This is a genomic window from Neobacillus drentensis NBRC 102427 (assembly GCF_001591445.1).
Classification (GTDB): domain Bacteria; phylum Bacillota; class Bacilli; order Bacillales; family Cytobacillaceae; genus Neobacillus; species Neobacillus drentensis.
This window is the reverse complement of record NZ_BCUX01000001.1, coordinates 59193-73265: the sequence shown is the minus strand read 5'-3', so window position 1 is coordinate 73265 and position 14073 is coordinate 59193. Positions and strand designations below refer to the sequence as shown.

15 protein-coding genes and 1 other annotated feature are annotated in these 14073 nt (G+C 37.9%); of the genes, 9 read left to right on the top strand and 6 right to left on the bottom strand.

From position 1 onward, the window contains the following. Window positions 1-90: 90 nt before the first annotated feature. A complete protein-coding gene (locus tag BDR01S_RS26435; protein ID WP_268874639.1) occupies window positions 91-222 on the bottom strand; it encodes a hypothetical protein in 132 nt (43 codons plus the stop codon). 153 nt (window positions 223-375) lie between these two features. Continuing rightward, window positions 376-592 (top strand) — a binding site (T-box leader). Between the two features lie 74 nt (window positions 593-666). Here BDR01S_RS26435 and proS point away from each other — a divergent pair. Continuing rightward, window positions 667-2097: a proline--tRNA ligase gene (gene proS / locus BDR01S_RS00390; protein ID WP_066253467.1), complete on the top strand. Its 1431-nt coding sequence runs from the start codon at window positions 667-669 to the stop codon at window positions 2095-2097. Between the two features lie 350 nt (window positions 2098-2447). Then, complete coding sequence (locus BDR01S_RS00385) at window positions 2448-3014, top strand: GNAT family N-acetyltransferase (protein WP_066253470.1); 567 nt, start codon at window positions 2448-2450, stop codon at window positions 3012-3014. A 46-nt stretch (window positions 3015-3060) separates the two neighbouring features. Here the strand turns inward: BDR01S_RS00385 and BDR01S_RS00380 are convergent, their stop codons facing one another. Further along, window positions 3061-3648, bottom strand: coding sequence for a YdcF family protein (locus BDR01S_RS00380; protein ID WP_235846461.1), 588 nt, complete (start codon window positions 3646-3648; stop codon window positions 3061-3063). Window positions 3649-3811: 163 nt separating this feature from the next. Here BDR01S_RS00380 and BDR01S_RS00375 point away from each other — a divergent pair, with 163 nt between their 5' ends. Further along, the gene (locus BDR01S_RS00375) at window positions 3812-4477 is read left to right on the top strand and encodes a vWA domain-containing protein (protein WP_066253474.1); all 666 of its coding nucleotides are present in this window, start codon (window positions 3812-3814) and stop codon (window positions 4475-4477) included. Window positions 4478-4624: 147 nt separating this feature from the next. Here the strand turns inward: BDR01S_RS00375 and BDR01S_RS00370 are convergent, their stop codons facing one another. Next, window positions 4625-5473 carry a DegV family protein gene (locus BDR01S_RS00370; protein WP_066253477.1) on the bottom strand — a complete coding sequence of 283 codons (849 nt, stop codon included), beginning with the start codon at window positions 5471-5473 and terminating at the stop codon, window positions 4625-4627. A gap of 303 nt (window positions 5474-5776) precedes the next feature. Between BDR01S_RS00370 and hmpA the strand changes: the two genes are divergently transcribed. From hmpA to BDR01S_RS00345, 5 genes are all read left to right on the top strand, one after another. Further along, a complete protein-coding gene (gene hmpA / locus BDR01S_RS00365; RefSeq protein WP_066253480.1) occupies window positions 5777-6991 on the top strand; it encodes an NO-inducible flavohemoprotein in 1215 nt (404 codons plus the stop codon). Between the two features lie 190 nt (window positions 6992-7181). Next, window positions 7182-7955 carry an SGNH/GDSL hydrolase family protein gene (locus BDR01S_RS00360; protein ID WP_066253484.1) on the top strand — a complete coding sequence of 258 codons (774 nt, stop codon included), beginning with the start codon at window positions 7182-7184 and terminating at the stop codon, window positions 7953-7955. Window positions 7956-7968: 13 nt separating this feature from the next. Continuing rightward, on the top strand, window positions 7969-8883 hold the full coding sequence (locus BDR01S_RS00355) for an ABC transporter ATP-binding protein (RefSeq protein WP_066253485.1): 915 nt from the start codon (window positions 7969-7971) through the stop codon (window positions 8881-8883). Next, window positions 8876-9856 (top strand): ABC transporter permease, encoded by a 981-nt coding sequence (locus tag BDR01S_RS00350; protein ID WP_066253489.1) that lies wholly within the window; start codon window positions 8876-8878, stop codon window positions 9854-9856. Before BDR01S_RS00355 ends, BDR01S_RS00350 begins: the two co-directional genes overlap by 8 nt. Before the next feature lie 116 nt (window positions 9857-9972). Then, window positions 9973-10341, top strand: a complete 369-nt coding sequence (locus tag BDR01S_RS00345) for a VOC family protein (RefSeq protein ID WP_066253492.1) — start codon at window positions 9973-9975, stop codon at window positions 10339-10341. 170 nt (window positions 10342-10511) lie between these two features. On the opposite strand, the gene BDR01S_RS00340 is transcribed toward BDR01S_RS00345, so the two are convergent. After that, window positions 10512-11735 carry an NAD(P)/FAD-dependent oxidoreductase gene (locus tag BDR01S_RS00340; protein WP_066253495.1) on the bottom strand — a complete coding sequence of 408 codons (1224 nt, stop codon included), beginning with the start codon at window positions 11733-11735 and terminating at the stop codon, window positions 10512-10514. Between the two features lie 284 nt (window positions 11736-12019). Here BDR01S_RS00340 and BDR01S_RS00335 point away from each other — a divergent pair, with 284 nt between their 5' ends. Beyond that, window positions 12020-12586 carry a hypothetical protein gene (locus BDR01S_RS00335; protein ID WP_066253498.1) on the top strand — a complete coding sequence of 189 codons (567 nt, stop codon included), beginning with the start codon at window positions 12020-12022 and terminating at the stop codon, window positions 12584-12586. 168 nt (window positions 12587-12754) lie between these two features. Here the strand turns inward: BDR01S_RS00335 and BDR01S_RS00330 are convergent, their stop codons facing one another. Together BDR01S_RS00330 and BDR01S_RS00325 are read right to left on the bottom strand one after the other, a co-directional pair. Next, window positions 12755-12970 (bottom strand): twin-arginine translocase TatA/TatE family subunit, encoded by a 216-nt coding sequence (locus BDR01S_RS00330; RefSeq protein ID WP_066253501.1) that lies wholly within the window; start codon window positions 12968-12970, stop codon window positions 12755-12757. Between the two features lie 11 nt (window positions 12971-12981). After that, complete coding sequence (locus BDR01S_RS00325; protein ID WP_066253507.1) at window positions 12982-14031, bottom strand: M42 family metallopeptidase; 1050 nt, start codon at window positions 14029-14031, stop codon at window positions 12982-12984. Window positions 14032-14073 lie beyond the last annotated feature (42 nt).

Here is a 14073-nt window from a genome sequence, read left to right as displayed (position 1 = left end):
CTTCTTCAAATTTGTATTTTCAGTGATTTATTTGAACGTTTAATGAACTTTGTTGAGGTATACGAGCAAGAATCATATAAGGAGATCGTTCTATTCTTCTTCTTTTTTATCAAGGGTATTTTTATAAATTCTTTTCATAGCTTCATTTTGCATTTTTATGTACTCAAGGAGAAATTCTTTTTCTTCTTCTTCTTGTTGGAGATCATCCTTTTCTTTTTCCAAGTAAGCCACCCCACCATTTTTCTAATTACTAGCATTTTAACCGATAAAATCAATTGATTAAAGTAAATTCAGTGTAAATATGCCCACTTCAGCAAAATATTCCAAAAAAAATTGACTTTTGTTCGGATGAAATATATAATTTTCAAAAATACTATTGAAACTGTGACGGGGATTAGTAAAGTGAAAAGGTCTTACAAAGAGAGGGAACCAATGGTGCGAGGTTTCTTAAGACAGTCATTTGAACCTGCCTCTGAGTTCTGTATCGGATTCATTTGAAGATACATGCGGATAATGTCCGTTATCATGGAAAGTGTATAAAGCTTTTTGCTTTATGAATTTAGGGTGGTACCGCCAGGCCTTGGTCCCTTTTTAGGATCAAGGCCTTTTTGTGCTGAAAAGCGGAAGCGCCCGTCTCTATATAAAAAAATTAATGAGGTGTCAAACATGGCAAAAGAATTTGTTAAAGATGTTACAGCGATGGACGATGATTTCGCTCAGTGGTATACAGATGTCGTCACAAAAGCTGATTTGATTGATTATTCAAGCGTGCGTGGTTCGATGATTATTCGTCCCTATGGCTATGCTTTATGGGATAATATTAAAAATGAATTGGATCGCCGGATTAAAGAAACCGGGCATGAAAATGTTTATATGCCTTTATTTATTCCTGAAAGCTTGCTTCAAAAAGAAAAAGACCATGTGGAGGGTTTTGCACCAGAAGTGGCATGGGTTACACATGGCGGGTCAGAAAAACTCGCAGAACGCTTAGTTGTCCGCCCGACATCTGAGGTTCTTTTCTGTGAGCATTATAGCAACATTATTCATTCTTACAGAGATCTTCCAAAGCTATATAATCAATGGGCAAACGTCGTTCGGTGGGAAAAAACTACTCGTCCGTTCTTACGGACATTAGAGTTTTTATGGCAAGAAGGTCATACTGCACATGCTACTGACGAAGACGCAATGGAAGAAACCATTAAAATGCTCAATGTTTATGCCGCTATTTGCGAAGAAATCCTTGCGATTCCAGTTGTAAAGGGGCAAAAAACGGAAAAAGAAAAGTTTGCCGGCGCGAAAGCTACGTTTACGATTGAAAGCTTGATGCATGATGGAAAAGCGTTACAATCTGGCACATCTCACCACTTTGGTACGGGGTTTGCTGAGGCGTTTAACATTCAGTACACAGACAAAGAAGGAAAGCTGCAATATGTGCATCAAACATCTTGGGGCTTTACAACAAGGATTATCGGTGCTTTAATCATGGTCCACGGCGACGACCGCGGTCTAGTAATCCCTCCAAAAGCTGCGCCAACTCAAGTGATGATTGTGCCGATTGCGCAGCATAAAGAAGGCGTGCTTGATTTTGCCTACGATTTGAAAAAGTCGCTTGGTCAAGTTGCCCGTGTTGAAATTGATGCCAGCGATAAAAAGCCAGGCTGGAAGTTCAATGAGTATGAAATGAAAGGTATTCCAGTCCGTCTTGAGGTTGGACCTAAAGATATTGAAAACAAGCAAGTGGTTCTAGTGAGACGCGATACTTTAGAGAAAGTATTTGTGCCGCTGGACCAATTAGAAACAAAGCTTGTTGAATTATTAGATGAAATTCAAACAAATTTATATAATAAAGCATTAACTCATCGTGAAGAAAGAACTACCGTGGCTGTGACACTTGATGAATTAAAGCAATCTCTTGAAGCAAAACCTGGTTTTATTAAGGCTATGTGGTGCGGCGATTTAGCTTGTGAAGAAAAAATTAAAGAAGATACAACGGCAACATCTAGATGTATGCCATTCGAGCAAGAACAGGTATCGGATAAATGCGTATGCTGTGGAAAAACTGCAGATAAGATGGTTTATTGGGCAAAAGCATACTAAAAATAGAACATTTAGAGGCTCTTCCTTACGGGGAAGGGTCTTTTTTTGAAAAAGTACTCAATAAAAGGTCGTTTTTGAATAAATTATATTTCAATGTGCGGATTTTTCCGTTTAATGAGAGGATTTCACGGTTTAATGGGCGAATTTATTTATCGAGCTATCCTCGGATTTTCCTATCAGCGAATTTCTTGATTCTATCGGCGACTTCACTCATTCTATCAGCGAATTTCTCTATTCTATCAGCGAATTCCTCAATTCTATTGGCGAATCCTGATTTCAACAGTTTTTTCAGAAATAAGGAAATAAAAAATCAGTAGAGAATATCTTATATTCAGAAGGAGGGCGAGTTTATGAAACCAATACTATTAGACTTTCCTAATCAATTTTATACAGATAGATTATTAATACGCATGCCGATGCCCGGGGATGGTAACGTTGTTTACCAAGCAATGCAGGCATCCTTAAACGAACTAAAAGAATGGATGCCTTGGGCCCATCGCGAGCAAACTGAGGAAGATGTAGAGGCAAACATGCGTGAGGCAAATGCTAAGTTTTTAACTCGCGAGGATTTGAGGTTACATATTTTTAATAGGGAAACAGGAGAATTCATTGGGTCTTCTGGTTTGCATAGAATCAATTGGGATATCCCGAAGGTTGAAATAGGTTATTGGATAGATACGCGATTTAGCGGAAAGGGGTATATCACGGAGGCAGCAAAGGCGATAACGAAATTTGCCTTTACCGAACTTAATGCAAAACGAGTTGAAATTCGCTGCGACACCAATAATATCAAAAGCCGCGCCATTCCAGAACGATTGGGTTTTACCCTAGAAGGCATTTTAAAAAATGATCAAATATCAGCAAATGGCAAAGAATTAAGAGATACGTGTGTCTATGCGAAAATAACCCAAAGTTAATAACAAAAGAGTACTGGGTCCCAGTACTCTTTTACTATTAGATATCTCAGTTGAAGATATATCTTTTTAAATAGAATTTAGTAATCGCCAAATATTCGCGGGAATAGGATTTTACCACGGCAATCCATGGAGTTTCTGCCGGGAGGCCCTGTACGTCCAGACCATAGTCACGGGCAATTGAGACAGCTCGGTAAAGATGAAAGGTATTGGTAACGACAAGACCGTACGCAGCCCCTTTTGGAATAAGCTTTTTCGAAAAATTAATATTTTCATATGTATCGGTGGATTGATTTTCTAAGATGATCCGATTCTTGTTGATTCCTTGCTTGATTAGCTCTCTCCTGATCGATTCTGCTTCGGAAATATCCTCACCCGGACCTTTTCCCCCTGAAGCAATGACAAATGTATCTTTGTTGTTCTTTAAATATTCAGCAGCTGCATTTATTCTGCTCGCAAACGACAAAGAAGGTACAGTTCCTTTAACCCTTGCTCCAAGAACAATTAAATAGTCTACATTATTAGGTGCTTCTTTATGACTATATTGACTGATTTTAAATTGTAAAATACCAATATATATCAAACCTAAAGCAACAAAAATTCCTATCAACAAAAACACTCGTTTCCTATTTTTCATCATTTCAAATCCATTCCATTCTAAGTTTTCTATTAAACCAATTATACAAAATAATACATTTAGTTGGTGTAAAACACTAACATATTTTTGAAATGAAGTATAATAAATGAAGAATAAGTTTCGTATAGTGGACTCGCATCATTACATTATGGGAGGGTTAGAAATGTCATCAATTAATTTATTGAAAAGAACGGCCGGTATTGTCTTGGAAAAGAAAAAGCTAACTAATGTAGTTGCTAGAGTTGGATTAGTGTTGGATATTTCAGGTTCAATGAGAAATTTATACAAAAATGGAACGGTTCAAAAAGTTGTGGAGCGGATTCTTGCGGTTGCTAGCCAATTTGATGATGATGGATCATTGGATGTTTGGGTATATGATAACGAATTTTCTCGATTAAAATCTATTAAGGATAGTGATTTTACTAACTATGTTGAAGATTACATTTTGTCTAACGATTTAATACATAAATTCGGAAGAAACGATGAACCACCTGTAATGGAGGACGTAATTCAGAAATACACGGTTGAATCCCCGTCAAAGGAACCTGCTTTTATTGTTTTTATTAATGATGGTGGCTGCAAAAGAACAATTAAGAAACCTGTAGTTGAATCATCAACAAAACCGATTTTTTGGCAATTTGTTGGTATCGGTGATTCCAACTTTGAAGTCTTGGAAAAATTGGATACGATGGAAGGTCGTTTTGTAGATAATGCTAACTTTTTCCACATTAAAGATATCGAAAAAACAACGGATGAAGAATTGTATAATCAGTTGCTGAACGAACTCCCATCTTGGTTAAAAGAAGCGAAATCAAAGGGGATTTTGTAGATTACTATTTTAGCATTAAACTTTTCAGTATAAGGTCTCTTATCGCTACCGTATCCTCAAATTTTTCGAGTCTGCGGGCACGATTAGCTTCGAAATTTTTGAAATTACCTCGTTAAAAAAAGGACTGAACCCATCAGTCCTTTTTATCTATTCACAAACCCAAGACAATCCAAGCGTTCCTACCCCTGTATGCACGCCGGCAACAGTAATCAGCATCATTGATTCCGTTTCAATATCAGGGAATGTTTCGTTGACTAGTTTTTCAAGCTCGGCAGCTTTCTCAGAGTCGTTTGCATGGACGATCGCTACTTTTTTAACAATCTTTGTTTCCAGGTCTGTTTTTAAATTGTTGAGTAGCCAGGCTAGTGCTCTTTTTTCAGTGCGAACTTTATCCTTTATCTTTGCGCCTCCATCTTCAATCGACAATATCGGCTTAATGTTAAATAGAGAAGCTAAAATTGCTTGACCGCCAGAGACTCTGCCACTTTTGCGCAGTTGGTCCAAGCTTGAGGGAACTAAAAATAAGCGGGTGTTTTCTCGTAATTCATTTAATTTAGCTACAACCTCGCTGCTATCGAGATCTTTTTCCATTAGTTCAATCCCTTTTTTTATTAAAAAGGAAAGTGGGTAGGAACCTGTTAGTGAATCGATTGCCAACAATTTAAAATCAGCCATTTCCGCTGCCATTACAGAGGTTTGAAACGTACCGGATAATAGACTGGAAGCATGAATGGCTATTCCATAATCATAGTCTTCCTTTAACCTTGTATAAAGTTCCACAAAATCACCTATTGCCGGCTGCGAGGTTTGGAATTTCGAATCTTCCTTCTTCATGCGCTCATAAAACTCTTTTTGTGTGATGTCTATTGTTTCCTTATAGGATTCTTGGTTAATGACAACATGGAGCGGAACGACGTGTATATTATATTGCTCTATAAATTCTTTGCTGAGAGAAGCTGTAGTATCGGTAATCCATGCGATTTTTGCTGTGTTCATGTTAATCCTCTTCCTCCAGTTAAATCTTAATTCATTGCTCTCTAATTATGTTAATTTTTTTAGTAAAAGAATTTGTTAGTTTTGCTTAATAGAATCAACATTACTAGAAGGAATATTAACCAACAAGTTATATTTGTCATGTTAAAATGTGAAGACTTTGTGAAGTTTTTAGGGTAAAAAATGCTATTATTGCCCTAGTTCGAATTATTCAAATATAACTGTGTGTGATTTAGATCACTTATTGTTTGTGAAATATTTCATATAATCACTGTAGATATAGTGATTACTTAAGGAGTGTTATGAATGTTAGATCAAAAAACGATTGAAATCATCAAATCAACTGTCCCAGTATTAGAACAACATGGTGAAAAAATCACGACTCGATTTTACCAATTAATGTTTGGTAATCATCCTGAATTATTAAATGTCTTTAATCATGCCAATCAAAAACAAGGCAGACAACAAAAGGCATTAGCTGGAACAGTCTATGCAGCAGCAATGTACATTGATAATCTGGGAGCAATTCTTCCGGTAGTAAAACAAATTGCTCAAAAACACAGAAGCCTTGGGATTAAGCCTGAACAATACCCGATTGTCGGAAAACACCTTTTACTAGCGATTAAGGATGTGTTAGGCGATGCAGCCACAGATGAGATTATCGATGCATGGGCCCAAGCGTATCAAGTAATCGCGGATGTTTTTATCAGTGTAGAAGCAGAGTTATATGATGAAACGCAAAATCAACAAGGTGGTTGGGAGGGCTTCCGCAACTTTATAGTTGATCGTAAAGTAGTCGAAAGTGAAGAAATTACCTCTTTCTACTTAAAACCTGAAGATCATAAAAAAATTGCAGATTTTACCCCTGGTCAATATATAAGTATTAAACTAGAAATAGCTGGTGAAAAGTTCACCCATATTCGTCAATACAGCCTCTCAGATGCGCCAGGTAAAGACTATTACCGGATTAGTGTGAAGCGCGAAGCGGGAATGGAAAATCCAGACGGAATGGTCTCCAATTACCTACACGATGGAGTGAACCAAGGAGATATATTAAAAGTAAGTGCTCCTGCAGGGGATTTCATGCTTGATACTGAAAAAAATTCACCAGTTGTGTTACTAAGCGGCGGCGTTGGTTTGACACCGATGATGAGTATGCTGAAAACAGTCGTTGAGGTCCAGCCTGAACGAAAGGTAACATTTGTTCATGCAGCTGCAAATGGGAATGTACATGCATTACGAGATGAAGTTGAAGAGGTATCAACCCTTGAAAACGTAACCTCCTATGTCTTTTACGATTCACCGACAGAAGAGGATCGTCTGAATAATCGCTTTGATGTTGAAGGCTATGTAACACGTGATTGGCTGAATGAAAAAATCGATACAAAGGACGCAGATTTTTATTTTTGTGGCCCTGTTCCGTTTATGAAGGCTATTAATCGTTCATTAAAGGAACTAGGGGTTAACGAAGAAAAAATTCACTTTGAATTTTTTGGCCCGATGGGGAATTTAGAAGAATAATAGAGAAACAGCCGATTTCCAAAAATGGAAGTCGGCTTTATTTATTTCTATTTTGGGGAAAATATATAAAAAGTTACCAAATATCGAACCTTTACATATTTCACACGATATAAAGGCATTGAAAGTTTGATTCGTCTCGCAACTATGATTTAATTTAAATAGAAGAAGTGGCCAGAAAGGATGTAAATGAATGAATAAGAATGTGATACGTTCGATCACGGGCATAGCTGTATTATTTTGCCTGCTCTGGCTGATCGGACTTGGCTGGGCTGTAGGTGAATATTATGCTGGAACCCCAGAGAAAATTCCCAAAGCAAAAACCGTTTCCCAGGTGGAAAATAAAAAAGGGTTAACCATCGTAGCCTTGGGCGATTCATTAACGAGAGGAACTGGTGATGAAACCGGCAAGGGCTATGTTGGTGTCTTGATCGATGAAATCAAGGGAAAAACTAAGCGTCCTGTCCAGCTTACAAACCTTGGCATTAACGGGCAAAGATCCAACTCACTAAGAAAGCAAGTACAGGAAACGGAAGTCGGGCGACAAATTCAAAGAGCAGATATGGTGCTGGTAACGATTGGCGGAAACGACTTGTTCCGTGGCGGCCAAGCTTTAATGGATTTTAAAACAGGTGACATAGCAACCATTGAAAAGAAATACCTGAACAATTTAAAATTTATTTTTGAACAAATCCGTAAAAATAATCCGAAGGCCAATGTGTTTTTCATTGGATTGTATAACCCGTTTATTGATTTGGACCAAGGTAGAGAGATGTCGAAAGTGGTCCGTCACTGGAATTATGACAGTGCTGAAGTTAGTGCCTCTTTTCCAAAAATTGTATTTGTACCAACCTTTGATTTATTTGAGTTAAAGGTTAATGACTATTTGTATTCTGATAAGTTTCATCCGAACTCAAAAGGATACCGTTTAATTGCCGAACGGGTAGCCTCATTGCTTACCTGGTAAGGAGAGGAAATTGATGGAGAAAAAAATCACACTTTCTGTAAAGAATCTTAAAAAGGTTATTGGAAAAAAAGAAATCATCAAGGGATTGTCTTTCGATTTACGTGAAGGAGAGGTATTTGGCTTTCTAGGACCAAATGGCGCAGGGAAAACGACGACAATCCGCATGCTTGTCGGATTGATTAAACCCACATCCGGCACTATTCAAATATGTGGGGCTAATATAGAAGATAATTTCCAAGAAGCGATGACAAACCTTGGTTGTATTGTAGAAAATCCAGAATTATATCCGTATCTTTCCGGCTATAATAACCTACTTCATTTTGCCAGGATGCTCGATCGGGTTGGGGATGATCGCATCAAAGAGGTTACTAAGCTTGTTGGTTTAACGGAAAGAATTCATGATAAGGTAAAGACGTATTCCTTAGGCATGAGGCAGCGTCTTGGAATCGCCCAAGCTTTGTTGGGAAGACCGAAAGTGTTGATACTGGATGAGCCAACAAACGGATTGGACCCTGCAGGAATCCGTGAAATGCGGCAATTTATTCGCTTTCTTGCAGAAGAGGAAGGCTTAAGTGTCTTAGTTTCCAGCCATTTATTGAGTGAAATTCAACTATTATGTGACCGGGTTGCGATCATTTCCAAAGGGTCAATTATACGAACGGATACGGTTCATCAACTGCTGGCAAATCGCGAACGAGTCATTTGGCATGTTCAACCGCTTGAGAAGGGCAAGGAAGTATTAGGGTCCCTTACAGGAATTGATGTAACAGATGATGGTGCCATTTTGACGGAATATAATGAAGAAAAGATACCACTTTGGAATAAACAATTAGTTGAAGCAGGGATAGCTGTGACGGAAATGAATCGAAAGATGCCAGTGTTAGAAGATTTATTCCTCGAACTTACCGGGGGTGATACGATTGAATAAATTAATTCAAAATGAAATGATGAAACTGATTGCTAAGAAGCGTCTGATCGTCATTGCTATTATTATTGGCGTTCTTGTCATGTTATTTACATATGCACAATATAAACAAGTTCAAACCCAACGGGAAAAATTGGGGACTAGTGATTGGCGAACAATATTACAGCAGCAGATTGTTGATACAACTAATCGCTTGAGCAGCAGTAGAATCACAGACGAATGGAAGAAGCAGCTGCAAATTTCCTTACAGCAGCAGCAATATTATCTCGACCATGATATTAATCCTTCAGAGCCTGGTGCACCAACATTTATGAGGATTTTCTTAGAGAACTCCATTGATCTGTTTATTCCACTAATGGTCATGGTGATTGCCAGTGATTTGGTTTCATCGGAGCACAGTTTAGGATCGATTAAACTGCTTTTGACGAGGCCGGTCAAACGATGGAAAGTGCTCTTAAGTAAATATTTAACTCTTTGCTTAGCCATTTCGTTAATCATCGCGATCGCAGGAATTCTTTCTTATTTAATCTCTGGCTTAGTGTTCGGCTACAAAGGATGGGGAGCGCCAATCCTGACGGGCTTTAATGTAACTGAAACAGGATTAAATACATCAGAAGTTAAACTTATGGGTCAGTGGAAATTTTTATTAATGGATTTTGGATTGGTCTGGTTTGTTTCTATCGTCGTAGGTACTCTTTCTTTTATGCTGTCTGTGTTGATTCGCAGTACGGCAGCAGGAATGGGGGTAATGCTCGCCTCATTAATCTCAGGAGCTATACTAACAAACATGGTATCCTCATGGGAATCAGCTAAGTACTTTTTTATGGTTAATTTACGATTAACCGATTATATGAAAGGAACAGCCCCACCGATTGAAGGGATGAACCTATCATTTTCCATTCAGACCCTATTTGTATGGTGGGCAGTTGCTTTATTCGTTTCATTTTTTGTTTTTACTAGAAGAGATGTGTATTAAAGAAGTGCTATTTCTGTCTCGACGGGAATAGCCTTTTTTAAAAAATTTTAACTTGAAAGAATATTAAAAAATTTATAGAATATGAAAGAGGAGAATTGACAAATGGGGGAATATTTATGTCATTTGCAATAAAAAAGATCGATCATATCCAGCTAGCTGCACCAAAGGGTTGTGAAGAGGCAGCACGGGAATTTTTTAGTGGAATTCTGGGGTTAACTGAAGTAGAAAAGCCTGCTGAATTAAAGAAACGCGGCGGTGTTTGGTTTGAATTTGGAACCTTTCAACTTCATATCGGTGTAGAGGAACCATTTTCACCTGCTAAAAAAGCACATCCGGCTTTTATGGTTGAAAATATCGAGGAATTAAAAGCAAATCTTCGGAATAAAGAAATTACTTTTACAGAAGACGATCTTCTTCCCGGGGCGAGCAGAATTCATGTACATGATCCATTTGGAAATCGAATCGAACTATTAGAATGGCTCTAGATATTTAGTTGATATAGGTAAAAACAGCCCCACTCTAGAAAGCTGGAATGGGGCTGTTTGCCTTAAATTGGGGGATTGAAGGCATTATTTACTTAGGGATGATTCTATTCAAATTCCAGTAGGGGAGGGTAACCCGGCTGGAAGGGAAGTATGCGATTTTAAGGGTAAGGTTACTGTTTCACAGTAACTTTTACCTGTTCTCTGTTTACACCAAAGTGTTGTTTGAGTATTAATGAAGGACCGCCAAGATTAAACAGGTAGCGGGCTTCGATAACTAGTTTCATAAAGGCTCCAATCAAGCCTGATAAACGGACTGTACCTACTTTTCCAACTCCGGCAGAAAGTCCAATGGAAGCAACAGAGCCTTTGTGGTGATATTCAAAGGAAGTTAATGATTCACCTCTTAGTGAAGCAACGATGTTTTTTGCACAGACAGGCGCTTGCTGCAAAGCCACTTGTGCAGTCGGAGCCAAGGAGGTTTTATCATCCTTCATGAATAAAGAGCAGTCTCCGATACTAAAAACATTTTTCGTATTCTTAACCCGAAGATAAGAATCGACAGCAAGTTTCCCTTTTTCAATTGGTAAACCCCATTTTTGGACAATGGTGTTTCCTTGAACGCCACATGACCAAACTAAGGTCTTAGCAGGAACTTCGATATTATTTTCAAGGATAATTTTATCAGCTGTACAGCCAAGTATTTTTGTGGATGTAATTAATTGGATATTCAGCTTGCGCAATACTTCTGTCGTATATTCAACGGATTGTTTAGGAAAAAACGGAATAACAGATGGCGCTGCCTCAATACCGATTATCTTTACTTTTTCAAAAGGAACATTGTGTTCTTTACATAGCTTTGGAAGACCATCAGCTAATTCTCCAAGTAATTCAATTCCTGTGAACCCTCCACCGGCAACGACAAATGTTAAACGAGAAGGGTCTTGATCTTCTTTATAAAGGTTAAGTTGTTTTTTGATGTGGTGGTAGATCGCCTTTGAGCTTCTAAAACTGCGAAGTTCAAATGCATTCTCTTTAACACCGGGAATGCCAAATGTTTGACCTTCAAATCCTAAAGCAATTAATAGATAGTCATAGTTGACTGTCTCACCGCCTTCAAGTTGAACTTCTTGGTTGTCTGTATCCACATGGGTTACTGTAGCTTTTAAAAAGTGAGTTTTGCTTATATCGATTAATTCAGGAATGGACATCGCGATTTGACGATCCGCAGCTGTCCCAATGCCTGTTTTATGTAATTGTGTTGTAATGTAATGATAATCATGTTTATTAATTAATGTAACATCTGCTTCACCAGATTTAAGTAGCTTCTCTAATTTCTTGCTTGTGATAATTCCGCCGTATCCGGCACCTAGGATTACAATTTTTGGTTTGTTCAAAACTTCCCACTCCTAACACTTTTAAAAAGTATTTTCTCTTTTTTATTGTGAAACATTTCACATATATAATTTTAAAAATAAGAGCGAACGCCCTGATTATCTTGTGAAATACTTCACATATGTTCTATATTCATAGGATACGATAATTCGCATGAAATCTCAAGTGGTTTTTTACTAAATATTTGTCCATTTGGTAAATTTTTTTTAGAGAACTGGGAATGATAATTCCGTACCGTTAAAGAAAGGTTTATTTTACTAATTTAAAGGATTGGAAGGAGATAATTATGAGATTTAAAATGTTACTTTTATCATTAGGACTATTATTGTCTGCGCCTGGATTGGCTGCGGCAAATCATACGTCCGTGCCTGACGCCACTAATGGAGAGCAGAGGGAAAAAGCACCTTGTGATTGTAAAGAGGGCAGTCATCATCATATGATGCATAAAGATTGGCAAGCAAAGATGGCAGAAAGAGAGAAGATGCTTCTTTCTTGGGTTGACCAGTATACTCCTGATAAAAAAGGGGAGTGGACAACAGTTCTTGCTGAAAAGAAAACTTTAAGCGATCAATGGATGAGTCCAGGAAATGCAGGAAAACGTGAGCAATGGAAAAAAGAAAAAATGGCAAAAATCGAAAAACTAAAAAAACAATTTGATGCTGGAAAGATAACCAAAGAAGAATTTATTAAACAAGCACATGGCGGAAAAGAAATGTCACATTGGAGAACGTTCCATGAATTAAGAAATGCCGTGGAAAAGAAGGATAATAAGAAGGCTGCAATCCTTCTAAATCAATTGTTAGATCAAATGAAACAACACAATGAAAAAATCAAAGGACTACTGAAGAAGTAATGAGAAGGAAGAATATAATGATGACCACTGCTGCACTTGGGGCTGCCTATTTACTACGTAATCCAAAATCAAGGCAAAAATTAATACATCAACTCCAAGCGTTTGCAAAAAATAAATAAAACAACATCCCCTCCAATCTGTTGGAGGGGATGTTTTCTGTAGCTAAGGTTACTTCTTTAAATTAATTGTACCTTGTTGAGTTTCTTTGATGTCTTCTTTTATTTCTTCCTTTATATCATCTGCAATGCCTTCGGTGGCTTTTTTAAATTCTCGTAAAGATCTACCAAACGCACGGCCAACTTCCGGGAGTTTGTTTGGACCAAAAACGACTAGAGCTACGATTAAGATTAAAATTAATCCTGGCACACCAATATTTGAAAACATACTTTCATCTCCTATTGGATTAATTCAGCTTGCACGTAATGATACAGCAGTTTGGCTGTATTTTCAATAGATGACTCGTGTGTTCGTTCAAATGCATGGGATGAATCGATACCAGGTCCTATCAAACCATGGACGATATCATTGCCCGATCGAATTGCTGCTGAAGCATCGGAACCATAGAAGGGATAAATATCTAGTTTATAATCGATTTTGTTCTCTTCTGCTAGACGAACTAAATTTTTCCTCAATTCATAGTGATAAGGTCCACTAGCATCCTTCACACAGATGGAAACTGTATACTCATCAGTCGACTGTCCGTCGCCCATTGCACCCATATCGACGGCTAAATACTCCACCGTTTCTGGTGTGATATTCGAATTCCCACCGTAGCCGATTTCCTCATTATTAGAAATTAAGAAATGGGTGGTATAGGGTAAGGTCAGGTTTTCAGTCTTAATTTGCTTTATTAATTGAAGAAGAATGGCCACACTTGCTTTGTCATCCAAATGGCGAGATTTAATGTAGCCACTCGGAGTTACTTCTACACGAGGGTCAAACGAGATAAAATCACCAACCTGAATTCCAAGAGCATGAACCTCCGCTGCGTTATGTACTTTTTCATCAATTCTAATTTCGATATTCTCCTGATTTCGTTCTGCTTTTCCAGCATCTTTATAAACATGGACAGATGTTTGGTGCATCAAAATAGTCCCTGTATATTTTTTACCGCTGCTTGTTTCGATTTGGCAATATTCGCCTTCAATCGAGTTATATTTAAAACCGCCAATCAAGTCAATCTTCAAACGCCCATTTGCTTTTACCTCTTTTACCATCGCACCGAGTGTATCGACATGCGCCGTCAGCATCCGATGCTTGCTTGAATCTTTTCCATCGATTGTGGCAATTAATCCGCCTTTCCGGTTTCTATAGGTTTTAATTTGTAATTCAGATAGGAATTTTTCTACAAAGGTAATTACTTCATTTGTATTTCCTGAAGGGCTTGGAATGGATACCAAGTCAGTAATTAATTTCAGCGTTTCTTGTGGATTTGTATTGTGCACAGCTATACCCCTTTCAGATTGTTCATACGTTTCTATTATACC

Coding starts and splice junctions, on each gene's coding strand:
- proS (WP_066253467.1), top strand. CDS start 667: ATGGCAAAAGAATTTGTTAAAGATGTTACAGCGATGGACGATGATTTC.
- BDR01S_RS00385 (WP_066253470.1), top strand. CDS start 2,448: ATGAAACCAATACTATTAGACTTTCCTAATCAATTTTATACAGATAGA.
- BDR01S_RS00380 (WP_235846461.1), bottom strand. CDS start 3,648: ATGAAAAATAGGAAACGAGTGTTTTTGTTGATAGGAATTTTTGTTGCT.
- BDR01S_RS00375 (WP_066253474.1), top strand. CDS start 3,812: ATGTCATCAATTAATTTATTGAAAAGAACGGCCGGTATTGTCTTGGAA.
- BDR01S_RS00370 (WP_066253477.1), bottom strand. CDS start 5,473: ATGAACACAGCAAAAATCGCATGGATTACCGATACTACAGCTTCTCTC.
- hmpA (WP_066253480.1), top strand. CDS start 5,777: ATGTTAGATCAAAAAACGATTGAAATCATCAAATCAACTGTCCCAGTA.
- BDR01S_RS00360 (WP_066253484.1), top strand. CDS start 7,182: ATGAATAAGAATGTGATACGTTCGATCACGGGCATAGCTGTATTATTT.
- BDR01S_RS00355 (WP_066253485.1), top strand. CDS start 7,969: ATGGAGAAAAAAATCACACTTTCTGTAAAGAATCTTAAAAAGGTTATT.
- BDR01S_RS00345 (WP_066253492.1), top strand. CDS start 9,973: ATGTCATTTGCAATAAAAAAGATCGATCATATCCAGCTAGCTGCACCA.
- BDR01S_RS00335 (WP_066253498.1), top strand. CDS start 12,020: ATGAGATTTAAAATGTTACTTTTATCATTAGGACTATTATTGTCTGCG.
- BDR01S_RS00330 (WP_066253501.1), bottom strand. CDS start 12,970: ATGTTTTCAAATATTGGTGTGCCAGGATTAATTTTAATCTTAATCGTA.